Genomic DNA, 20,921 nt, shown 5'->3' with positions numbered 1-20,921 from the left:
AATCTTCATGAAACGTATTCTCCCGATCCTTTCCCTTCTCTTCGCGACCTGCTTCGCTCAAGACGCGAGCGTGAAGCCCGGCATCAACGACAAGTTTCTCGATCCCAAGCTCAAGGTCGGGGAGTGGACGCAGAAGTTTGAGACCGAGAGCCGCGAGATCTATCATCAGCGCGAGAAGATCGCCGCTGCGGTCGGCTTGAAGCCCGGCATGGCCATGGCGGACATCGGCGCAGGCACGGGGCTCTTCACACTGCCGTTTTCACAGGCGGTCGGGGAGAGCGGCAAAGTGTATGCGGTCGATATCGCGAAGAACTTCCTCGAACACATCCAGGCCCGCGCGACGAAGGCGCATGCGGCGAATGTGCAGACGATCCAGTGCACGGGGCGCAGCGTCGAACTTCCGGAGGCCAGCATTGATCTCGCGTTCATCTGCGATGTGTATCACCACTTCGAATTCCCGCAGGCCAGCCTCGCCACGCTGCACAAGGCACTGAAACCCGGCGGCGTTCTGGTGCTGATCGACTTCAAGCGCATCCCCGGTGAAAGCAGCGATTTCGTCATGGGCCACGTCCGCGCCGGGCAGGAGGTGTTTGAGGCCGAGATCACCGCCGCCGGCTTCGAGAAAATCGGCGAGGGGAAGGACGTGCTGAAGGAGAACTACTTCGTGCAGTTTCGGCGGAAGTGAACGCCGGGCCTCTTACTTCAACCGGGCTTCCAAATCGGCACGCTTTTGCATCGGCTTGCCGTTGTATTTTTCCCGCCAGCCTTTGATCTGATCGGCGGTGACGGACGGGGCGCTGTTGCCGAAGCTGCTGCGCACATAGGTCAGGACCTCGGCCATTTGAGCGTCGGTCATCGCCGGGCCGAGGGGAGCCATGATGCCGACGAATTTGGTGTCCTGCTTCTCAATGCCGGTGAATACGATGGAAGCCATCACCTCGCCATCGCCAAAGGCGGCCAGCTTCGAACCGGCGAGAGGGGGAGCCATTGGCATGGGAGTGCCAGCCCCCATTCCTTTCCCATCCATCCCGTGGCAGGCCATGCACAGCACGAAGGAGGCAGGCGCAGGTGTCTGCGCCTGAGAGGCAGAGGCGGCAAGAAGGGTCGTGATGACGAGGAAGGATGCTGTGATTTTTTTCATACCACGTCACGCTCACCTGCTTCACGGGAGAGTCACTGCGGCAAAATGCCGCATCGGATGGACAGACAGCCAGGCGCATCCACTATTCTCGGATGAGTTCACATGCATCCCCCCCTTCCACACCGATGCCGCGCTGGCAGCGCTGGCTCGGTCTCAGTGAGGTGTGGGCAGGCGGGGCACTCTCGTCTCGGATGCTCGTGCTGCTGCGCTGGCTGGCAGCGACCGGCCAGGCCATGACCCTGCTCGTGGTGTGGAGGCTGGGGGTGCAGGTGCCTCTGTGGGCGTGTGGCGGTGCCGTGGGCGCGACGCTCCTCACCAATGCGCTGCTCCAATGGTGGCTGCGGCAGATTCGATGGGAGATGAAGGATGGCTTCTTCCACGTCCTGCTCTTCGATGTGCTGACTCTCACCTTCCTGCTGCGCTGGACGGGTGGCCTGGAAAATCCCTTTGCGCTGTTCTATCTGGTGCAGTTGACGCTGGCAGCGGTGGCACTTCGAGCTTCGGCGGTGATTTCCCTGGGTCTGCTGATGAGTGGCGGGCTGCTCTGGCTCTGGATTCAGGCGGTTCCCCTGAAGATGGCCAATGGCGCGGCGGTGCCCGCTGACATGATCACGCAGGGCGTTCTCACCGCGCTGGTCCTTGCGGGCGGCTTTGTAGTGACGCTGCTTCTGGCGCTGCGCCGGCGTTCACACCGCCTGCAAAAAGAGCGTGAGCGCCTGCGGGCGGAGCTGGACTCCCGTGAGCGTTTTCTATCGGTGGCGGCGCTCGCCACCGGGTTCGCGCACGAATTAGGCACACCGCTGGGAACCATCGCCATCGCAGCCGAGGAAATGCGTCTGCATCCGGATGCGGAGACGGCAGCCATCATCGCCCGTGAAACCGAACGCTGCCAGAAAGTGCTGCAACGCCTGCGAGAACTCGGCCAGGAGGCCACGGGGCTGTCTTCAGCTCCATGTGCGGCGGGGCGGGTGGTCGAGGCCGCACTCAATGAACTGCCACAGAGCCAGCGCACGCGCGTGCGCATCGATTTACGGGCTCCAGACGCGACAGTGGCCTGCACGGGACTGCGGGAGGCCTTGCTTGTGCTTCTGCGCAATGCATTGCTCGCTTCTGCAGATGATCAGCCGGTGGAACTGCGCGTGCACACGGCAGGAAAGGAGCTGCGGTTCACGGTGCTCGATCACGGGCCTGGATTCAGCGCGGAGATGCTGCACCATTGGGGCGAGCCCTTTCGCAGCACGCGGGACCCCGGCTCAGGAATGGGGCTGGGGTTGTTTTTCGTGCGCCGTCTGGCAGCATCGATGCACGGCAATGTTGAAGTACAAAATCGGAACGAAGGCGGCGCGAGTGTGACGCTGACCCTGCCGCTGCATCAACCCGCCCAACCACTGACCTGAATGAACGTGCTCCTCATTGAAGACGACGAAGGCTTCCGCACGACACTGGCCCTGGCGCTGAAGAGGCGCGGCTGCGATGTGCTGCAGGCTGCGGGCCAACACGAGGCACTGGGACTGGCCGAGAGTGAAAACATCGACGGCATGGTGCTCGACATGCGACTCGGCGCGGTGGACGGGATGCGGTTGATCCCGGAACTGCTGCGTCACCAGCCCAAGGCGAGGCTGATCATTCTCACTGGCTATGGCAGCATCCCCAGTGCGTTGGAAGCGGTGCGGCTTGGCGCGCACGACTACCTGCTGAAGCCCGCCAGCGCTGATCAAGTTCTCGCGGCGCTCCAAGGTTCCTCGACCACCTCGCCGCGACCTGCCGTCTCCGACCTGCCGAGTCTTGCCCGTCTGGAGTGGGAGCACATTCAGCGGGTGCTGCATGAGCACGGCGGAAACATTTCCCACACCGCCGAAGCCCTCGGCATTGACCGCAGGACGCTGCAACGCAAGCTCGCGAAGATGCCACCGGAGGAGTAGCGGGCTGCTGCGGCATCTTGCCACATTTTCAAAATCTGACGCGGGTCGAGCATCACCGCGTCATGGACTTCCCCTCCTTTTATCTTGATCACCTCGCAGGTGGCCGCCTGATCATCGGCCTCATCGCCAGTCTGCATGTGCTGATCAATCATCCGCTCGCCGTCGGAGCGTATCCACTGCTCACCTGGATGGAATGGTGGGCGCACAAAAACAACCGGCCGGACGTCGATCTCCTTGCCTACAGGATCACCTTCGTCGTGTTCATCGTCACCACCACCGTGGGTGCCATGACCGGCGTCGGCATCTGGCTTTCCACCTCACTCTTCGCACCATTCGCCATCGGTTCACTGCTGCGGGTGTTTTTCTGGGGCTGGTTCGCGGAGTGGCTGGTCTTCATCAGCGAGGTGGCCTTGATCATGTGGTGGTTTTTGACCTGGAAGAAGGCGGACTCACACGAAAAGAAGCGCAAGCACATCAGGATCGGCGTGGCGCTGAGCATCATGTCCTGGCTCACGATGGCGCTCATCGTGGCCGTGCTGGGCTTCATGATGAAGCCCGGCCAGTGGAACCAAACCCGCGCCTTCTGGGACGCGATGACCAATCCGCTTTACCTGCCGCAGCTTGGTTTCCGCACCTTCTTTGCCTTGATGACCGGCTCGGTCTTCCTGTGGTTCGCCAGCTTCTTTTTCACGAAGACAAAAAGCGCGTTCAATCCCGAGCCCCGGCGGCTGAGGGAGTGGATCGTCTATCGCCTCTCGCATGTGGTGCTGATCTCGCTGCTGGGCACCTTCTTATTCGGAACTTGGTACTGGAACGCCGTGCCCGAGACCATGAAGGCGAACAGCTCCGTGGCGCTGCTCACGCAGGAGTTCATGAGCTGGCATGGGCAGTTTCAGGCGCTGCTCGGCTGGACCATCATCGCCTTCCTGGTGGTCGGCATCGGCGGACTCGGCAGCAGCTTCATGATCCCGCGCTGGGCGCTGCTCATCCCCAGCTTCATGGGCATCTGGCTGCTCGGGCACTTCGAGCGGGCGCGTGAGTTCATGCGCAAGCCCTGGGTCATCGGCGAATACATGTATTCGAACGGCGTTCACAAAGACGAGCTCGCCTTCCTGCAAAGCGAGGGGCTCCTCAAACACGCCACGTATGTGAAGCACCGTGAGATCACCGAGGCCAACAAGGCCGAATGCGGCCAGGACATCTTCATGCTCGCCTGTTCCCGCTGCCACAGCACCACAGGACTCAATGGCGTGATCGAAAAATTCACCGCCATGTATGGCGCGGACAAGCCCTGGGACAGCGCTGGCATGCAGCTCTTCATCAAAGGCATGCATCAGACCCGCACCTTCATGCCGCCCTTTCCCGGCACCGATGCCGAGGCTGGAGCTCTCGTCGCCTACCTCCAGCAGCTACGGGCCAGCCCGCAGACACTGCCTGGAGCCCAGAGCGCCGGCATTGTGATCGCGCCTGAAGCACCCAAGCCCGCCATGTCGGCAGCCGCCCAACCTAAACCCTGATTTCTTCGCCATGAACGCCCTCCTCGCCAGCACCCCCGTCCCGCGTGATCTTCCTCTGCCACTGCCTGTGCCGGAATGGATGCTCGTGGTCTGCCTCGTCGCCTTTTTTCTCGTTCACATCCTTTTTGTCAATCTCATGGTCGGCGGATCGGTGATCGTCGTCATCGCAGAGTGGATGGGCTTGAAAAACAAACGCTGGGATGCACTTGCGCATGAAATCGCTCAGACGGTGACCGTTAACAAAAGTCTCGCGGTGGTGATGGGCATCGGGCCGCTGCTGTGCATCAACCTGCTCTACACGATGCAGTGGTATTCCGCCAATGCGCTTACCGGGCACGCGTGGCTGCTCATCGTTCCGCTCGTCATCGTGGCCTTCCTGCTCACCTACCTGCATAAATACACCTGGGACAAGTGGAGCAGGGGCGGCAGGAAGACACTGCACCTTCTCATCGGCATCACGGCGATGCTGCTGTTCTTCTTCATCCCGCTGATCTTCCTCGCGAATGTGAACCTCATGCTCTTTCCGAGCGAGTGGGAGAAGGTGAAGGGCTTCTTCTCCAGCCTGAGCATCGGCAATGTGCTGCCGCGCTACCTGCACTTCATGGCCGCCAGCATCGCCATGACGGGCCTCTTCCTGGCCGGATGGTTCGGTCGTAAAAACGCCGACCTCGAGCACCTCGGTGACTTCACGCGCCCGGAACTGCGCCGCCTGTTTTACCAAGTGTGCGCCTATGTCACGCTCGGCCAGTTCGTGCTCGGCCCGCTGCTGCTTTTCACACTGCCCCCCGCCGGCATCACGACGCAGGTTTATCTCATCATCTTCTCCGGCGCTGCGGTCGGGCTTCTGACGCTGTGGATGCTGTTTGGCGAGTTGAAGCGCGACGACACGCGTATTGGCAGCCGCTACCGGCTCATCGTGGCTCTCTTCTCCATCGTCGTGCTGGGCATGGGAAGCGGACGTCACGTGTATCGGGAAGCAGCGCTCGCCAGCCACAAAGCCGCGATCAAAGACCGCACCGAGCGCTACGCCGCCGCGCTCGCCGAGTTCAACAAGAACCTTGCCGCAGCACCCGCACCTGCTGAGCAAACGGCGGAGCAGCTTTTCATCAACTGCGCCGCCTGCCACGCGCCGAATGTGAAGCTGGTCGGCCCACCGCTCACCGAGATCGCGCAGATCTACGCGGGCAATCCCGAGGGCATCGTTGCCTGGGCCAAAGCACCCGGCAAAAAACGTCCGGAACTGCCCCAGATGCCCCCCATGATCCACCTCGGCGAGGCAAACCTCCGCAAAATCGCCGCACTCATGCTGGAGAAAGGCGCTGCGGCAAAGTAAAGGGGCTCACCCCTGCCGCATCCACGCCAGCAGGCGGTCCGCAGGCTGAAAGCCACTGGTTTGCGCGACGAGTTTGCCGTTTTTGATCAGGGCAAAGGCGGGAATGCCCTGAACGCGGAACTGACTGGCGATGTCCTGCCGTTCGTCGGTGTTCACTTTGACGAGGATGGCAGAGCCTGCGGCCTTGGCGGCGGCTTTGGCGAATTCGGGGGCCATCATCTGGCAAGGGCCGCACCACGGAGCCCAGAAGTCGATCACCACCGGCAGCGTGCTCTGCGTAATGAGCGCAGCGAAGTCGGACGCGCTGGTGATCTCGACGGGTTCGGATACATGGGGCAGTTCAGCCTTGCAGGTGCCGCAGCGGCCCTGCTGCGCGGCTTTGGCGTAGGCGATGCGGTTGGAGGTGCCACAGGCGGGACAAGGCAGGATGATGCCGCGTTCATCGGCGGTCAGGTGAGGGCTCATAAATGACAAGATTGAGGCGAGATTAATTATTGTATATACGCATACGCGCATATAGATTTATTGCAACTCAACCTTCCAATCCCTCATGAGCAAGCATCTTCTCATTCTCGGCGGCGGCACTGCGGGCACCATCATGGCCAACAACCTGCGCAGGCGGCTGCCCGCGTCCGAGTGGAGCATGACGGTGGTGGACCGCTCGGAAGAACATCTGTACCAGCCAGGGCTGCTCTTCCTGCCCTTCGGGAAGTATGAAGAAAGCGAGATCATCCGAAAGACCCGTGATTTCATCCCCAAAGGAGTCGAGTTCATGCAGGCGGAGGTGGATCAGATCATCCCTGAAGACCATGCCGTCACGATCAAGGACGGGCGCACGCTGAAATACGACCTCCTCATTGTGGCCACGGGCTGCCGCACGGCACCGGAGGAGACAGCAGGCATGCTGGGGCCCAAGTGGCGGGTGAATGTGCACGATTTTTACACGCTGGACGGAGCGCGGGCGCTGCGCGAGAAGCTCAAGAACTTCACCGGCGGCCGTGTGGTGGTGCACATCAATGAGATGCCGATCAAGTGCCCTGTGGCGCCGCTGGAGTTCACCTTCCTGGCCGATACGTTCTTCCGCGAGCAGGGCATCCGTGACAAAGTCACCCTGATCTATGTCACCCCGCTCTCCGGTGCGTTTACCAAGCCGAAAGCCTCCAAAAAACTGGGCCACCTGCTCGGAGACAAAGGCATCGAACTCGTGACCGATTTCGTGGCGGAGAAGGTCGATCAGGAAAACAACAAGCTCGTCTGCTTCGATGGGCGCGAAGTGCCCTATGACCTGCTCGTCACCATCCCAACGAACATGGGAGATGCCACCGTGCGCCGTTCAGCTCTGGGGGATGATCTTGATTTCATCGCCACGCAAAAGCACACGCTGCAGTCCGTGGAGTACAAGGATGTCTTCGTGATCGGCGATGCCACGAACCTGCCTGCATCCAAGGCGGGTTCCGTGGCGCATTTTGAAAGCGAGACCCTCGCGGACAACATCCTGCGCTACATCGCAGGTCAGCCGCTCAAGGAGGAATTCGACGGCCACTCCAACTGCTTCATCGAATCCGGCAACGGCAAGGCGCTGCTGATTGACTTCAATTACGAGTACGAGCCGCACGAAGGGCCATTCCCTTTCGCCTTCGGGCCCATGCGCCTGCTGGAAGAGAGCCGCGTGAACCACTGGGGCAAGCTGGCCTTCCGCCACATCTACTGGAACGTTCTTCTTCGCGGCCTGCCGCTGCCAGGCATCAGCCGCCAGAAAAAGAAGCCGGCTGAAGCGTAATGATCAACCCAACCCACCATCATGAAAAAAACCATCGCAGGAACTGAAGTGGACGTGAACGAGGAGGGCTACCTCACCGACGCGTCTCAATGGAACGAAGCCATCGCCGCAGCCATCGCCACGGAAGAAGGCATCGGAGCACTGACAGACGCCCACATGAAGGTGGTGCGCTACCTGCGCGAGCAGCAGGCCAAAGGAGCGGCCCTGACCATCCGCAGTTTGGGCAAAAGCGGCGTGGTGACGACGAAGGAGCTGTACGACCTCTTCCCCGGCGGCCCGCTGAAGAAGTCCTCCAAAATTGCCGGCATTCCGAAACCCGTCGGCTGCATTTAATCCCCCCTTCCCGACCATGAGCACTCCAGACGACAAACAACCCGTGAAAAAAATTTCCATCATCGTGAGCAAAGGCTCGCTGGATGGCATTTACCCCGCGCTGATCATGGCGAACGGTGCCCGCATGGAGGGCATCGAGGCCTCGCTGTTTTTCACCTTCTTCGGCCTGAACGCGCTGGCCAACAAGACGCTGGACCACCTGAAGGTGGCCACCGTGGGCAATGCCGCGCTAAACATGGCCATGCCGATGCTCGGCCTGCCCATCACGATGCCCTTCCCCACGGTGATGGGCGCCATCCCGGGTGTATCCGCCTTTGCCACGCACCTCATGAACAAGGAGATGGAGAAGCTGGACATCCCGCCGGTGCGCGAGTTCCTCGAACTCATCTCCGACTCCGGCGGCAAGATCTTCGCCTGCAAGCTGGCCATGGACATGTTCAAGCTGAAGAAGGAAGACCTGATGGACCGCGTAGATGACGTGCTGACCGTGGGTCAGTTCTATGAGGAGTCCGCCGGCGCGGGGACGCACATTCTCTTCACCTGATCACCACTGCAGCGTATTCACATCCACCCGCGTCTCATTCCGGCTTTCCTTGATGATGTGGCCGTCTGAGAGGTGCAGCACGCGGTCGGCCATGGCGGACATGGCGGCATTGTGCGTGATGACGACGGTCAGGGTGCCGAGCTCCCGATTGATGCGCTCGATGGCTTCCAGAACGGTGATGCCGGTGGTCACATCGAGAGCGCCGGTGGGTTCGTCACACAGCAGCACCTCGGGTTTTTTGGCGATGGCACGGGCGATGGCCACGCGCTGCTGCTCGCCACCGCTGAGCTGGGATGGGAAATGATCCAGACGATGGCTCAGGCCCACGCGGTCCAGCGCATCCTCCGGCTTCATCGGGTCCGGGGCGATGTCGGTGATGAGTGCCACGTTTTCACGGGCGGTGAGGCTGGGGATGAGATTGTAGAATTGAAACACAAAGCCCACGCAGTTGCGGCGGAACTGCGTTAGCGTACGCTCGCCGCCGCCGGAGAGGTCCCAGCCTTTGTAGCGCAGGGTGCCGGTGGTGGGGATGTCCAGCCCGCCGAGAATGTTCAGCAGCGTGGACTTGCCGCTGCCGGACGCGCCCAGCAGCACCACCAGCTCACCGGGGTGGAAATCGAGATCGACCCCCTGAAGCGCGACCACATTGAGGTCCCCGGTATGGTACACTTTGCGCAGCCCACGGGCCGCAAAGACGGGCTGAACGCCCTCAATATACGGCTGGCCGGGGTTCTTGGTGCTGGACTGCGGGGAGGGTGGCATTCCCCTACCTTGCATGACGAAAGGGATTGTGCCAACACGATGATCGGTGGTTGCGTCCGGCGCTCATCGCGCAAGAATAGCCGATGCCCATTTTGGTCAGCGACGAAACTCCCGACATTCACACGTCAAGAGTCCAACTCCCCTCACGTGAACGCAGTCGCGGGCGCACTCTGGTCATTGGTGACATTCACGGCTGCTCGACCGCGCTCGACCTCATGCTGCAGGAGCTGGCCCCGCAGAGTGACGACGTGATCGTCACCCTGGGCGATTACGTGGACCGTGGACCGGACAGCCGCGGCGTCCTCGACCGTTTGCTGGAACTGGAAAAAAGCGTCCAGCTCGTTCCACTGCTCGGCAATCATGAAATCCTCATGCTCGACGCCCGCAGCCAGCTGCTTGATCCCGGTTCATGGTATGGCGTGGGCGGCAGGCAGACCATGCAGTCCTACGGTGTCATGGACATCCCGGACTGGAACGCCATCCCGCAGGAGCACTGGGACTTCCTGAGCCAGCGCCTGCGCCGCTGGCATACGAACGAGACGCATATCTTTGCCCATGCAAATGTGAACGCCATGCTGCCCATGCCGGATCAGAGCGACGACTGGCTGTTCTGGCGGCGCTTTGATGATTCCCACCCGCATTTCTCAGGCAAGACGCTGGTCTGCGGCCACACCGCGCAGAAGAGCGGACTGCCCCTCATTCTCCCCAGCCGCATCTGCCTCGACACCTGGGCCTATGGGGAGGGCTGGCTCACGGCGCTGGACACCGGCACGGAAACCCTGCTGCAGACCAATCAGCGTGGCGAGGCACGTCGTTACAGCTTTGACGAGGTGCGCATGCTCACCGAAAAAGCGTGACCTACCCCCGCCATGACTCGCGCGCGCTGGATCCTTTCTGCTGCCACTCTCTTCGCGCTCTGGCTTGTCGGTGCGCTGGTGTGCCTGCCGCACCTGCAGCGGGATCTGGAAACGGCCGCCCAGGAGGTGCTCTCGCAGCAGCCCGCCTTGCGCAAACGCCTTGGCGGACTGCATCTTGAGTTCGACGGCCAAAAGGCACGGCTCACCGGCAGCGTGCGTACGCCGGAGGACCGCAGCCTGATCGAAACCACCCTTCGTGATCAGGTGCGCCTGCCTGCACCGCTTTCCTTTGGCCTCGGGCGTTCCCTCAATCCAGTCGGTGGTCTGCAGAACGATGTTGAAGTCATCCCCAGCCCGCCCGGCTGGATTTTGCTGGCTGCCGACGGAGCGCACGCGCGTCTGCTGGGCACCACCGCCAATGCCTACGAGGCACGCGACCTCGCTCGCAGTGTGCAGGAAGCCTGGAGCCTCCGGGGCGGCGTGAGCGAAGGCATGCCGGGCACCGATGCTGAGAACCACGACGAAGCCGCCAGCGTCTCCGCCACCCTGCGCACCGTCCCGGCTCCGCAGTCCAGTGCGCAGGCTTATCTGGCCCGCATCGGCCAGCCATGGACGGAGCTGACACTGGACAAATCTGACGCTGAACTGTTTACCGATGCACTCGCGCTGGGTGTCAGTGAGGACGAATGGCGGCAGCAGGTGCGCCCTGCATTGCAAGAGCTGCGCGCCACCCAGCAGCAGCAGCACCACGCCCAGGAGCAAAGCGAGCGCCTGGCCAGACTGCCGCCGGGGTATCTTTTCATCGCGGTGCGTGACCAGCATATCATCCTCCGGGGCGAAGTCGGCAGCGCCGCCATGAAAGAGGGGATTCTCGAAGCCGCCCTGGCCGCCTTCGCCCCACGTCGTCTGCATGATGAAATCCGCGTCAGTGCGGAGCGCCGGCCCAGCGGTGATTTTGGCCCTATCACCACCGCCCTGCTGCCACAGGAGAGCAAGGCGGGCGGCAAATCCTGCTTTCTCAGTTTCAGCGGTGAAGCCTGGAAGCCCGTGGACTGGCAGGTCACCCCCCGCGAGCAGTCGTGGAAAAACGATCTGCCGCGCGGCCTTGAAGCCAGTTTACTGCAAAGCGACAGCTCATCGCTCAGCAACTGGCTGCAAGGTAATGACTCCTATTCACCCGCTCCCTCCCAGCCCAAAGATCCGTCCTTCATCGCTCTCACCCTGTTTGGCACGAAGGCCTTCGTTTCGGGGCAGGTCGCCGAAGAGGCGGTGCGCGCCCAGCTCATCGCCGCCGTGCGCATGGCCTACGGTGCGCAGTACATCGTGTTCAGTGACGGGGTGCAGGTGAGCGGCGACTGCGAGCCCTCTGGCAGCATTCTGCACACTCTCAAAAGCCTGCCGCCACCACCTGCCGCCAGCAGCGCCGGGATGTTTGCCCTCGCCAAACCGGGCAGCACCTGGGCGCTCATTCCCGTGACACGCGAACTCGTCGAAGCGGGCGGTCTGGCCCATTCCGGCCGCATTCCCGCCGGCATTCCAGCCGCTGTTGTTGAAGATCTCGCTGCCGAGGCGATCGAGCAGCTTCGCATGCACCTGACGCCCCCTGCCCTCCGCTGATGTCCTCCCTCCTCTGGCTGCTGCTCTACCTCGCCCCACTTCTCGGCATCACCGCCGCTCTGTTTGCCTGGTTCGGCTGGCATTGGCGTGGCAGTGACATGCAGCAGCGCATGGATGAACTGGCCGCACAGCTCAGCACGGCGCAAGCAGCCCTGCGCCAGGCTGAAACCGACCGCGCCACCGCCCAGGCCGCCAGCACAGCCCCTGCCCTGCAAGACCCGGCAGTTGCAGCCGAGCTTCAGGCACTGCGCGGCGATTTGAAATCCGCCCAGAGCGAAGCACGTCTGCTCCGGGACCAGGCCGCCAGGGCCAACGAAGCTGCGCAGGCGCTCGAAACAGAGATGGCCCGGCTTCAGGCAGATCTTGAGCACCTGCGTGCAGAACACACCTCCGCCCAAGCAGAACTCGAAAACCTGCGCCGCCCAGTTCCTGTTCCTGTCGAAACCACTCCAGCTCCTGTCGAGACGGCAGAGGCGCCGACCAAACCCAAGCGCAAACGCAGCACCCCGGCGAAACCCAAGGCCGCCACCTCCACGCTGCGCGAAAAAATCACCGCGCTCGAAAACCAGCTCAGCACACATCAGACGGGCCTCGCCGCACTGACGCAGGAGCGCGACGACTGGCAGCGCCGCATCACCCAGCTCGAAGGGCAAACACCCGACGACACCGCCGGCCTGGGGTCCGCCCGCCGCAGTTTGGCCGACAGTGAGAAGCGTCTGGCAACTGCGACGACAGAGATCGAAAGGCTACGAATTCAAACGCAGGTGCTCCGCCGTGTGGAGGAGGGTGAATCAGCGCTCTTAACCGTGCCGGATGACGATCTCACGCAGATCAAGGGCATCAAAAAGATCATCAGCGAGCAGCTTCGCGCCCATGGCATCCGCACCTGGCGGCAGATCGCGCAGTGGACTGAGGACGAACAGCGCGCCTTCAGCGAACTCCTGGCCTTTAAAAACCGCGCCACCCGCGAGCAATGGCAGCAGCAGGCCCGTGCGCTGCATGAGGCCGCCCACGGCCCGCTGCCCTGATTTTGACTCACCGCATGTTCCCCGTTTCGCGCTTCTGCCTATTGCTGCTCACACTTGCCCTGACCTGCTGCGTCAGCCCTGGCACGCCGGCCACACGGCGGGAAAGAGCCAGGCAACTCAGCCACGATCTCCAGCAGCTCTCCCCGACGGTGAACGCACGCGAGGCCGACCAGCTGGCCACCACGGCGGTCGAAGAATCCGCCAAGCTCGCCGAGGACTTTAAACCCTTCGTTCACCCGTGGATGAACAACGGCCTCGTCAACACAGGCCTGCGCAAACGCGGCCTCTGCTACCAGTGGCGGGATGATTTGTTTCCCTTCCTGTTCCGCCTCAAGCTCAAGACGCTGGAGCTGCATCTCACCTCCTCCAAGCGCGATACCTGGCAGGAGCATCATGGCATCATTGTCACCGCGAAAGGCCAGCGTTTTGAAGACGGCCTGGTGATCGATCCCTGGCGCAATGGCGGCCGCCTCTGGTGGGGACTGAGGAAAAATGACAAGGGGCACCCCTGGGTGCCGCTGCCGCGCGCTCTCACCCCCATGGTGCTGCGCCCGCTGCTCATGCCCGACCTTTATCCCACACGCTGAAGAGCGGTCAGGCTCCGCCTGTCACACCCGCGCCTTGGATGCGGCCACGGTGTAGGAACGCGACACGGAATTCCAGTTCACCACATTCCACCACGCCTCGATGTATTTTCTGCGGTCGTTCCGATACTTCAAATAGTAGGAGTGCTCCCAGAGATCGAGGCACAGAATGAACCGGCCCTGCTGCTCAGGCTTCACGAAATCGGTCATGAGCGGATTGTCCTCATTCTTCATTGTGGTGATGACCAGCCTGCCGTCCGGGCGGTACACCAAGAAGGCCCAGCCGGAGCCGAAATGCTTCATGGCAGCCTCGGTGAAGGCGGTCTTGAATTCCTCGATGCCGCCAAATTCGCTGACAATCGCTGCAGCCACCCTGCCCCCTGGTCCTGCGGGCCCTGAGCCTGCCGGAGCCAGGAAGCGCCAGAAGGCGGTGTGATTGATGTGTGCCCCGCCATATTGACGGAGATCCCGCTGGCTTTCCGCTGACAGGGTTGCAGGCACCCCCCCCATCTTCACCATGGTTTTGCGTGGGTTGAAAGGCAGCACCAGACGCGGGATGTTGGGCATCAGGGCGGATAAGTTGCCCACCTTCAAATTGAGCGGCTGCAGTGTCTCCGTCAGCTTTTCGAGAATGTCCCCATGATGCCTGCTGTAGTGCAGCCTCAAAGTTGCCGCATCGAGGTGCGGCTCCAGAGCGTCAAAATCAAACGCCAGCGGCTCCTGATGCAGCGGTATTCCCAGCGGGGCGATGACCTGCTCTTCAGCGGCTAGAAAGGCCCCGGTCGCGGCGGCAAAGCCGGTCGAAACAAAGGCACGGCGCGTGACTGCTGATTTTCTCATTCGATATTTTCGAGGTTACTTGATCCTCAACCCTTTGAGCAAGCAAGAACCTCGCCTAATACCGCAAAGAGTTTAAGGTTTGTTTTTCTTGGTTGTCGGTGGTGCCGGCACTTGGATACCGGCAGCTTTCATCACCAGCTTTTGAAACTCATCCTTAGGCTTGCCACTGTCTGGCACCATAACGTTCTGCACCAGATAGACGGTGACGATCTTACTCTGAGGATCGAGGCAGCCATTTGTGGCAAAAGCGCCGCCGTGGCCAAAGCTGCCCACCGGCATCTGGGAGTTCACGCGCTGCGTTGCCGTGTTCACCTGCCAGCCGCAGGCGTAGTTGAGCTGCTTGCCACCGGCGCTCACCGGGGTCGTCATGTCCTTCACGGCTTTTTCACTGATGATGCGCACGCCATCGAGCTCGCCACCGTTGGCGATCATCGCGTAAAAGCGCCCCATGTCCGCAGCGGTGGAAAAGAGCCCGCCTGCAGGCTCCACCATGTGCGTGACGCTGGCGTCGCTGGTGACGAAGGGATTGTAACCGGGCACGAGTTCATGAGTTTCGTCATCCATCTTGTAGGTGCGGGCGATGCGTGCGCGGTGGGCGTCATCGGGATTGAACATCGTGTCCTTCATGCCCAGCGGCATGAAGATTTTCGACTTCAAAAACGCGTCATACTTCATGCCCGAAACGAGCTCGATAATGCGCCCGGACACCGTGGGTCCGAAGCCGTACTCGTAGGCACTGCCCGGCTGAAAAGCGAGCGGGGTCTTGAGCAGCGAAGCCACGTAGGCCTTCAACGAGATGGCTCCATCCGATGGCGCACGCCGTGGAAAGGCGATGCCTGCCGTGTGGCTGAGCAGCATGCGCAGCGTGATGGGTTTTTCCGGCGCGCTGCCATCCGCCAGCTTCACTTTGGCCAGCTCCGGCAGCCACTTGGAAGCGGGTTCATCGAGCGAGAGCTTGCCTTCATCCACCAGCACCATCACGGCGGTGGCGTTGATGGATTTCGTCATCGAGGCGATCCAGAACAGCGCGTCCTTTTCCATCGCACGGCCTTTGCCCGTGTCGGCCATGCCGGCGGCATCCAAGTGAACGACCTTCCCCTTTTCCATCACCAAAGTAACGATGCCCGCCGCCTGCCTGGCTTTGACTGCGGCCTCCATGGCGGGATGGATGGCGGCCAGCTTCGCTTCATCGAGCGCTGGCAGCAGCGCGGGAAACAGCAGAAGGGCGGAAAGGACGGAACATGCGATGCGGTTCATCGCACAACAACGCAGCGGCGGCGCTGGATCTAGCGGCGTCTGCGCGCGCCCAGCAGAAACAAGCCGCCGCACAGCAGCAGCACGGCACCGGCGGGCTCGGGCACGACCGTGAAGTTGTTGGCCAGCACGTAGTTCGCCACATTGGAGCCGAGGATCTGCCCGTCGGCGACGGATGTTTGAAACTGCGTGCCGCCATAGACGCCCGCCATGGCCGCTTCGTTCGCGGCCTGGCTGAAGCTGGTGAAATTGCGCGTCAGGTCGATGCTGCCATCCCCATTGATGTCGCTGCCCAGGCTGAAGGAGACATTGTCGCCGAGGTAGGAGGCCAGCACGACGGCGGCGGCTTCACTGATGGTGGCGCCCAGCGAGACGTATTCCGGCAGCGAGGGGGAATTGATCAAGGGGGCCCAGAACGAATCCACCACGGTGCTGGCGTTGCCGTCGATGTCGCCGTTCGCAATGGCCGTTTCAGGACGCCAGAACTGCTGATCATAGCTCGTGGCCATGGCGGCGGTGCTCGCATCGGCGATGGCCACATTCAGGGTGGCCAGCAGGCGCGCCGTTTCAGCAGTGCTCAGACCCGCCGTGGCGGCTGCGGTTTGGGCGATCTGATTCCACATGCCGCTCATCTTGACCGTGCCATCGCCAGCAGCCCAGAAGTAGGCCTGATTGGTTTGATCGGAAGTGCGTGTGGCGCTGAAGTTTGACCCCAGGTCCTTCACCTGGGCGTAATCCGCCGCATACTGGCTGGACTGCAAATACGCGGTGACGGAGCCGCCAGGCAACGTGGTCAAGTAACCGCCCACGCCCGGGATGGCAAAGGTGCCCACACTGCCCCAGCCCGGCAGCAAAGCACCGGCTGAGGAGGTTTGCTGCCAGTAACCGATGGTGCCTACGGGGGAGTACGTGGTGGTGGCGGCATCCGCAGAGCCATCCGCCGAACGGGCGCTGAGAAAATTGTTGGCAATGGTGATGCCCCAGGCGATGCCGTCGGTCTTCGCCTGGCTGTCGGCAATGCCGCTGAGCTGGCTGTCGTATAGGGAGGTGGCTTCCGTGCTCGATCCTGAATAGAGGTACTGCATCACGGTGTTGGCCGCCGCGATCATCGCCGCCTGGGAATCCGCGCCTGCGGGGGCGCTGCCAATGGTGGGGGCTGGGTAAGAGCCGTAGCCGTAGGTGTTGTAGGTGCCTTGGATGCTCTGATCCGCGTTGTACATGGACGCCGCCAGGATGGCCAGATCATGCGCCACCAGCGGGTCCGCCGTGCTCGTCATGGACGTCAGCGCCAGCGCATTCCAGTCCGAGACGATGTCCGCCCGCACCGCCGTGGCTGCGGAAAGCAGCAGGGCGGCACCCGCGAAAAGGCCGGAAAATGGGGGGGGAATGCGCAACATCGACTGATAAAACATCTAAGTTTACAATAATTACCATAGTAAACAACGAGTTTCTGGCCTTTTCCTAGCCATGCCTTTATCCCCCTCGGCCATCGCCTAAGTCCAGCAGGCCAATTCTGTCCCCGCGTTCCCAGCCCCCTATTTTTCCCGCCTTTTTTGCGCCTCTTTGCGGCCAACCTCCCCCCCATCAACTCCCCACCCACTTCCCCTTGACCTTCGCCCCGTCGCCCCGACTATCCACCCACATCACGACAGGGGCGTCCCGCCGCAGGGACTGAGACGGATCTTCCTCGATCCGAACCCTCCGAACCTGATGCGGGTCATGCCGCCGAAGGGAGTTCGCTCGGAGGTTTCTCGGTTCAGGCGCGCCACAGCGCACCATCCAGCATCTAGAATCCAGCATCGAGTATCCCTTTTTATGATCGCCGCCCAAGACTCCTTCGAGCCCCATTCTTCCGAGCAACTCCCCGCCTCCACCCGCGTCTATGTCCAAGGCGAAATCCACCCGGACGTGCAGGTGCCCATGCGCGAGATCACCCTCTCCCCCACCAAGAGCTTCAATGGCCGCATGGAGGAAAACGCCCCCGTGCGCGTCTATGACACCTCCGGTCCCTGGGGCGACCCGGCTTACAAAGGCACGGTGGAAGAGGGCCTCCCTGCCCTGCGCAAAAACTGGATCCTCGCCCGCAATGACGTGGAAGCCTACGACGGCCGCGCCATCGAGCCCCGCGACAACGGCTACCTCACCGCCAACCACGCCGAATACGCCGCCGCCAAGCGCGAAGGCATCCTTAGCCCCCTGAAGGCTCCCATCAATGCCCAGCGCCAGCCCTTGAAGGCCCTGCCGGGCAAGGTGGTGACGCAGCTTGCCTATGCACGTGCGGGCATCATCACGCCGGAGATGGAGTTCATCGCCATCCGCGAGAACATGAAGCGCGCGAAGATCGCCGACTTCACCACGGACATTGTGCGCAATGATCTGGACAAGCAGCACGTGGGCTCCTCACAGGTGCAGAACGAGTACACTCCAGGCATCTTCAAGCGCTTCCCCCAGCGCATCCCGAATGAGATCACCGCTGAATTTGTGCGCAGCGAGGTGGCCGCAGGCCGCGCCATCATTCCCGCGAACATCAATCACCCCGAGCTGGAGCCGATGATCATCGGCCGCAATTTCCTGGTGAAGATCAATGCCAACATCGGCAACAGCGCCGTCGCTTCCTCCATCGAGGAAGAAGTCGAAAAAATGCGCTGGGCCACCAAGTGGGGCGGCGACACCGTGATGGACCTTTCCACCGGCAAGAACATCCACGCCACGCGCGAGTGGATCCTGCGCAACAGCCCCGTGCCCATCGGCACCGTGCCGATTTATCAGGCCCTGGAAAAGGTGAACGGCAAGGCCGAGGACCTCACCTGGGAGCTCTTCCGCGACACGCTCATCGAGCAGGCGGAGCAGGGCGTCGATTACTTCACCATCCACGCCGGCGTGCTGCTGCGCTTTGTGCCTATGACGGCCTCCCGCATGACCGGCATCGTCTCCCGCGGCGGCAGCATCATGGCCAAGTGGTGCCTGGCCCATCACAAGGAAAACTTCCTTTACACCCACTGGGACGACATCTGCGACATCATGGCCGCCTACGACGTCTCCTTCTCCATCGGCGACGGCCTCCGCCCCGGCTCCATCGCGGACGCCAATGACAAGGCGCAATTTGGCGAACTCGAAGTGCAGGGCGAGCTGACCAAGCGCGCCTGGGCCAAGGGCGTACAGGTCATGAACGAAGGCCCCGGCCACGTGCCCATGCACATGATCGAGGAAAACATGGCCAAGCAGCTCGAATGGTGCCACGAGGCCCCCTTCTACACCCTCGGGCCCCTCACCACCGACATCGCCCCCGGCTACGACCACATCACCAGTGGCATCGGTGCCGCCATGATCGGCTGGTACGGCTGCGCCATGCTCTGCTACGTCACCCCCAAGGAACACCTCGGCCTGCCCAACAAGGAAGACGTCAAAGCCGGCGTCATCACCTATAAACTCGCCGCCCACGCCGCCGACCTCGCCAAAGGCCACCCCGGCGCGCAGTACCGCGACAACGCCCTCAGCAAAGCCCGCTTCGAGTTCCGCTGGGAAGACCAGTTCAATCTCAGCCTCGACCCCGTCACCGCCCGCTCCTTCCACGACGAAACCCTCCCCCAAGACGGCGCCAAGTCCGCCCACTTCTGCTCCATGTGCGGCCCCCACTTCTGCAGCATGAAGATCACCGAAGACGTCCGCAAATACGCGGCGGAGCAGGCGATCTCCGAAGAGGAAGCGCTCGCCAAGGGGATGGCCGAGAAGAGCAAGGAGTTCGTGGAGAGCGGTGCGGAGGTTTATACCACTGCGTAGTAGTGCCAAATAGGCCGGATAAGCGCTCTACCTCCTCAGGTGAGGAGGGCGCGGAGGCTCTTGACCGCTTTGTTCTGAACCCCCTTCCTTACTCGGCCAAAGAGCTTGCGACTTTCTGGGCGGTTCCGAGCATTTCCGCCTCCAATTTGATGATCTCAGCAGCCTTTTCATCGCCCACCAGCAGCCCGAAAAGCTTGTCCGTCAGCATGCGTTCAATCTGGTAGTCCGCGCCGAACTCCTTGATGCCTTGCATGCCGGCGGCGCGCTGCTTGCGGTGCAGGTCAAAGAGCCTTTCCTCCCGATCACGGATGGCCTTCAGCAGATCTGCCTGGGTGGCGGTGTCCACCTGCAGAGAGTCAAACAACTGCTTGTAGCGTGGAGTCCTCACTTCCATCAGGCGGTTCATCAGCAGTTCTTTCAGGCGCGGGGTCATGGCCCGGGCATTTTTGGCCATCACCTCATCCATTCCTTCCCGGCGCTGCCGCTGCTCCTCCGCCTGCTGCGCCGTCCGAGACGCCATGAGAGACGGGCGTTTGGCCCCTGGGGGGCTGCTGCTGACGGGTGCGGGCTTGGCCGCAGGTGCTTCAGCCTGCGGCGACTGATGCAGGAAGAAGCCGAGCAGCAGGACCGCGAAGACAAGGGGGAGGGCAAGTTTCATGCCGGTGAGTGACGGTGAACAGAGGGCTCAAAGAACGCACGGCGCAGGCAGGCATTCAGTAGGTGCAGATGCAGGGGTCGCAGAAGCAGACTGGACAAAGAGAAACACAGGAGCAGGGGTTGTTGTAGCAGACAGGGCATACCGACGCGCAGACACAGGGATTGCTGTAACAGACTGGACACAAGGACATGCAGACGCAAGGGTTGCTGTAGCAGACGGGGCATACCACCACGCAAATGCAGGGGTCACTGTAGCAGATGGGGCACACTGTCACACAAGTGCAGGGGGCGTTGCCACAAACGATGCAAGGCTCCGGACACGGTCCGGTGTTTTCAGCCAGATGCGCCTTCAGGGCCTGAGTCGCCAAGTCCAGAACGTTTAAAGCATCTGCCGCAGCAAGTATCTCGGCCGCATCAGTCATCAAATCCATCGCATCCTTCAGCTCCCACCAAGCATACTCCTGGTAGGCAATGACGTTCTCAAGATCCGACGTAGAGCCACACCAAGGCTCAGCCTTGGCGGCCATCGGCTGGAACCCCCAGGCAGCAACCACCAGTATCAGGAATATCCGCGCCCAGCCAGCCAAGGAGTGACGTTGGCGTTGTGAAGAATTGGATAAACCTTGGATAAGACTCGTCTGATAAATGCTTTCCGTAGTTGTTTTCATAGGATGAACAAACTTTTCTAATCTAGTTACTTTTTATTTTCTCACGTCTCAATATTATTAGTCATTTTATATTACCAACTTCACTACCCCAACGTCCAAACAATTCTTCCGATCATACCACCCCTGCCTTTCTCCTATGGATTCAATTTAATGATAGACAACACCTTGCACTTTCAATGGGCACCCAAAAAAAGATGCCTGAAGGAATTCCCCTCCCCGCCGCCACGTGCCATGCGGCCCTCATCGCCAAGGGCGATCCACTCTTCGATCAGCAGCGCCGATGCTTGGAGCAGGACTTTAGTCA

Annotated in this window: 20 protein-coding genes and 1 riboswitch; of the genes, 13 read left to right on the top strand and 7 right to left on the bottom strand. The window is 61.5% G+C overall.

Annotated features, from left to right (window positions below; genetic code table 11):
* Positions 1-7 precede the first annotated feature (7 nt).
* Positions 8-685: a class I SAM-dependent methyltransferase gene (locus ACILSL_RS17385; RefSeq protein WP_395733326.1), complete on the top strand. Its 678-nt coding sequence runs from the start codon at positions 8-10 to the stop codon at positions 683-685.
* Between the two features lie 12 nt (positions 686-697).
* Here ACILSL_RS17385 and ACILSL_RS17380 read toward each other — a convergent pair whose 3' ends face one another.
* Entirely contained in the window at positions 698-1,141 is a 444-nt protein-coding gene (locus tag ACILSL_RS17380; protein WP_395733325.1) for a c-type cytochrome, read from the bottom strand.
* Between the two features lie 92 nt (positions 1,142-1,233).
* On the opposite strand from ACILSL_RS17380, the gene ACILSL_RS17375 reads away from it, so the two are divergent.
* The 4 genes from ACILSL_RS17375 to ACILSL_RS17360 all read left to right on the top strand — a co-directional run bounded on the left by ACILSL_RS17375 (position 1,234) and on the right by ACILSL_RS17360 (position 5,913).
* On the top strand, positions 1,234-2,538 hold the full coding sequence (locus tag ACILSL_RS17375) for an ATP-binding protein (RefSeq protein ID WP_395733324.1): 1,305 nt from the start codon (positions 1,234-1,236) through the stop codon (positions 2,536-2,538).
* A complete protein-coding gene (locus ACILSL_RS17370; RefSeq protein WP_395733323.1) occupies positions 2,539-3,063 on the top strand; it encodes a response regulator transcription factor in 525 nt (174 codons plus the stop codon). It abuts the gene before it with no gap.
* A gap of 62 nt (positions 3,064-3,125) precedes the next feature.
* Complete coding sequence (locus tag ACILSL_RS17365) at positions 3,126-4,580, top strand: c-type cytochrome (protein WP_395733322.1); 1,455 nt, start codon at positions 3,126-3,128, stop codon at positions 4,578-4,580.
* A 10-nt stretch (positions 4,581-4,590) separates the two neighbouring features.
* Complete coding sequence (locus ACILSL_RS17360; protein WP_395733321.1) at positions 4,591-5,913, top strand: c-type cytochrome; 1,323 nt, start codon at positions 4,591-4,593, stop codon at positions 5,911-5,913.
* Positions 5,914-5,919: 6 nt separating this feature from the next.
* Here the strand turns inward: ACILSL_RS17360 and trxA are convergent, their stop codons facing one another.
* On the bottom strand, positions 5,920-6,378 hold the full coding sequence (trxA, locus tag ACILSL_RS17355) for a thioredoxin (RefSeq protein ID WP_395733320.1): 459 nt from the start codon (positions 6,376-6,378) through the stop codon (positions 5,920-5,922).
* Positions 6,379-6,463: 85 nt separating this feature from the next.
* Between trxA and ACILSL_RS17350 the strand changes: the two genes are divergently transcribed.
* Genes ACILSL_RS17350 through ACILSL_RS17340 form a run of 3 tightly spaced genes read left to right on the top strand, consistent with a single transcriptional unit; the run spans position 6,464 to position 8,570 of the window.
* Positions 6,464-7,693, top strand: coding sequence for an NAD(P)/FAD-dependent oxidoreductase (locus ACILSL_RS17350; protein ID WP_395733319.1), 1,230 nt, complete (start codon positions 6,464-6,466; stop codon positions 7,691-7,693).
* A 21-nt stretch (positions 7,694-7,714) separates the two neighbouring features.
* A complete protein-coding gene (locus ACILSL_RS17345) occupies positions 7,715-8,026 on the top strand; it encodes a TusE/DsrC/DsvC family sulfur relay protein (protein ID WP_395733318.1) in 312 nt (103 codons plus the stop codon).
* A gap of 16 nt (positions 8,027-8,042) precedes the next feature.
* Positions 8,043-8,570, top strand: coding sequence for a DsrE/DsrF/DrsH-like family protein (locus ACILSL_RS17340; RefSeq protein ID WP_395733317.1), 528 nt, complete (start codon positions 8,043-8,045; stop codon positions 8,568-8,570).
* On the opposite strand, the gene ACILSL_RS17335 is transcribed toward ACILSL_RS17340, so the two are convergent.
* The gene (locus ACILSL_RS17335) at positions 8,571-9,332 is read right to left on the bottom strand and encodes an ABC transporter ATP-binding protein (RefSeq protein ID WP_395733316.1); all 762 of its coding nucleotides are present in this window, start codon (positions 9,330-9,332) and stop codon (positions 8,571-8,573) included. It abuts the gene before it with no gap.
* An 83-nt stretch (positions 9,333-9,415) separates the two neighbouring features.
* Here ACILSL_RS17335 and ACILSL_RS17330 point away from each other — a divergent pair, with 83 nt between their 5' ends.
* The 4 genes from ACILSL_RS17330 to ACILSL_RS17315 are packed head-to-tail and all read left to right on the top strand — an operon-like array spanning position 9,416 to position 13,421.
* The gene (locus ACILSL_RS17330) at positions 9,416-10,189 is read left to right on the top strand and encodes a metallophosphoesterase family protein (protein WP_395733315.1); all 774 of its coding nucleotides are present in this window, start codon (positions 9,416-9,418) and stop codon (positions 10,187-10,189) included.
* A gap of 12 nt (positions 10,190-10,201) precedes the next feature.
* Positions 10,202-11,806 (top strand): hypothetical protein, encoded by a 1,605-nt coding sequence (locus ACILSL_RS17325; protein WP_395733314.1) that lies wholly within the window; start codon positions 10,202-10,204, stop codon positions 11,804-11,806.
* Positions 11,806-12,834 (top strand): hypothetical protein, encoded by a 1,029-nt coding sequence (locus ACILSL_RS17320; RefSeq protein WP_395733313.1) that lies wholly within the window; start codon positions 11,806-11,808, stop codon positions 12,832-12,834. Before ACILSL_RS17325 ends, ACILSL_RS17320 begins: the two co-directional genes overlap by 1 nt.
* Positions 12,835-12,848: 14 nt before the next feature.
* On the top strand, positions 12,849-13,421 hold the full coding sequence (locus tag ACILSL_RS17315; RefSeq protein WP_395733312.1) for a hypothetical protein: 573 nt from the start codon (positions 12,849-12,851) through the stop codon (positions 13,419-13,421).
* A gap of 21 nt (positions 13,422-13,442) precedes the next feature.
* Here the strand turns inward: ACILSL_RS17315 and ACILSL_RS17310 are convergent, their stop codons facing one another.
* The 3 genes from ACILSL_RS17310 to ACILSL_RS17300 all read right to left on the bottom strand — a co-directional run bounded on the left by ACILSL_RS17310 (position 13,443) and on the right by ACILSL_RS17300 (position 16,909).
* The gene (locus ACILSL_RS17310; protein WP_395733311.1) at positions 13,443-14,258 is read right to left on the bottom strand and encodes a superoxide dismutase; all 816 of its coding nucleotides are present in this window, start codon (positions 14,256-14,258) and stop codon (positions 13,443-13,445) included.
* 72 nt (positions 14,259-14,330) lie between these two features.
* Positions 14,331-15,515, bottom strand: coding sequence for a serine hydrolase domain-containing protein (locus ACILSL_RS17305; protein ID WP_395733310.1), 1,185 nt, complete (start codon positions 15,513-15,515; stop codon positions 14,331-14,333).
* 29 nt (positions 15,516-15,544) lie between these two features.
* The gene (locus tag ACILSL_RS17300; RefSeq protein ID WP_395733309.1) at positions 15,545-16,909 is read right to left on the bottom strand and encodes a vanadium-dependent haloperoxidase; all 1,365 of its coding nucleotides are present in this window, start codon (positions 16,907-16,909) and stop codon (positions 15,545-15,547) included.
* 243 nt (positions 16,910-17,152) lie between these two features.
* Positions 17,153-17,264: riboswitch (TPP riboswitch) on the top strand.
* A 63-nt stretch (positions 17,265-17,327) separates the two neighbouring features.
* On the opposite strand from ACILSL_RS17300, the gene thiC reads away from it, so the two are divergent.
* Positions 17,328-19,292 carry a phosphomethylpyrimidine synthase ThiC gene (gene thiC / locus ACILSL_RS17295; RefSeq protein ID WP_395733308.1) on the top strand — a complete coding sequence of 655 codons (1,965 nt, stop codon included), beginning with the start codon at positions 17,328-17,330 and terminating at the stop codon, positions 19,290-19,292.
* An 88-nt stretch (positions 19,293-19,380) separates the two neighbouring features.
* On the opposite strand, the gene ACILSL_RS17290 is transcribed toward thiC, so the two are convergent.
* On the bottom strand, positions 19,381-19,950 hold the full coding sequence (locus ACILSL_RS17290) for a hypothetical protein (RefSeq protein ID WP_395733307.1): 570 nt from the start codon (positions 19,948-19,950) through the stop codon (positions 19,381-19,383).
* Positions 19,951-20,921 lie beyond the last annotated feature (971 nt).

This window comes from Prosthecobacter sp. (assembly GCF_044222345.1).
Classification (GTDB): Bacteria; Verrucomicrobiota; Verrucomicrobiia; order Verrucomicrobiales; family Verrucomicrobiaceae; genus Prosthecobacter.
Note: the sequence above shows the minus strand (reverse complement) of the source record. Positions and strands in the feature narration are given on the sequence as shown.

Bases quoted from the DNA above. Each gene is read 5' to 3' on its own strand.
- ACILSL_RS17385 (WP_395733326.1), top strand. From the start codon at position 8: ATGAAACGTATTCTCCCGATCCTTTCCCTTCTCTTCGCGACCTGCTTC.
- ACILSL_RS17380 (WP_395733325.1), bottom strand. From the start codon at position 1,141: ATGAAAAAAATCACAGCATCCTTCCTCGTCATCACGACCCTTCTTGCC.
- ACILSL_RS17375 (WP_395733324.1), top strand. From the start codon at position 1,234: ATGAGTTCACATGCATCCCCCCCTTCCACACCGATGCCGCGCTGGCAG.
- ACILSL_RS17370 (WP_395733323.1), top strand. From the start codon at position 2,539: ATGAACGTGCTCCTCATTGAAGACGACGAAGGCTTCCGCACGACACTG.
- ACILSL_RS17365 (WP_395733322.1), top strand. From the start codon at position 3,126: ATGGACTTCCCCTCCTTTTATCTTGATCACCTCGCAGGTGGCCGCCTG.
- ACILSL_RS17360 (WP_395733321.1), top strand. From the start codon at position 4,591: ATGAACGCCCTCCTCGCCAGCACCCCCGTCCCGCGTGATCTTCCTCTG.
- trxA (WP_395733320.1), bottom strand. From the start codon at position 6,378: ATGAGCCCTCACCTGACCGCCGATGAACGCGGCATCATCCTGCCTTGT.
- ACILSL_RS17350 (WP_395733319.1), top strand. From the start codon at position 6,464: ATGAGCAAGCATCTTCTCATTCTCGGCGGCGGCACTGCGGGCACCATC.
- ACILSL_RS17345 (WP_395733318.1), top strand. From the start codon at position 7,715: ATGAAAAAAACCATCGCAGGAACTGAAGTGGACGTGAACGAGGAGGGC.
- ACILSL_RS17340 (WP_395733317.1), top strand. From the start codon at position 8,043: ATGAGCACTCCAGACGACAAACAACCCGTGAAAAAAATTTCCATCATC.
- ACILSL_RS17335 (WP_395733316.1), bottom strand. From the start codon at position 9,332: ATGCCACCCTCCCCGCAGTCCAGCACCAAGAACCCCGGCCAGCCGTAT.
- ACILSL_RS17330 (WP_395733315.1), top strand. From the start codon at position 9,416: ATGCCCATTTTGGTCAGCGACGAAACTCCCGACATTCACACGTCAAGA.
- ACILSL_RS17325 (WP_395733314.1), top strand. From the start codon at position 10,202: ATGACTCGCGCGCGCTGGATCCTTTCTGCTGCCACTCTCTTCGCGCTC.
- ACILSL_RS17320 (WP_395733313.1), top strand. From the start codon at position 11,806: ATGTCCTCCCTCCTCTGGCTGCTGCTCTACCTCGCCCCACTTCTCGGC.
- ACILSL_RS17315 (WP_395733312.1), top strand. From the start codon at position 12,849: ATGTTCCCCGTTTCGCGCTTCTGCCTATTGCTGCTCACACTTGCCCTG.
- ACILSL_RS17310 (WP_395733311.1), bottom strand. From the start codon at position 14,258: ATGAGAAAATCAGCAGTCACGCGCCGTGCCTTTGTTTCGACCGGCTTT.
- ACILSL_RS17305 (WP_395733310.1), bottom strand. From the start codon at position 15,515: ATGAACCGCATCGCATGTTCCGTCCTTTCCGCCCTTCTGCTGTTTCCC.
- ACILSL_RS17300 (WP_395733309.1), bottom strand. From the start codon at position 16,909: ATGTTGCGCATTCCCCCCCCATTTTCCGGCCTTTTCGCGGGTGCCGCC.
- thiC (WP_395733308.1), top strand. From the start codon at position 17,328: ATGATCGCCGCCCAAGACTCCTTCGAGCCCCATTCTTCCGAGCAACTC.
- ACILSL_RS17290 (WP_395733307.1), bottom strand. From the start codon at position 19,950: ATGAAACTTGCCCTCCCCCTTGTCTTCGCGGTCCTGCTGCTCGGCTTC.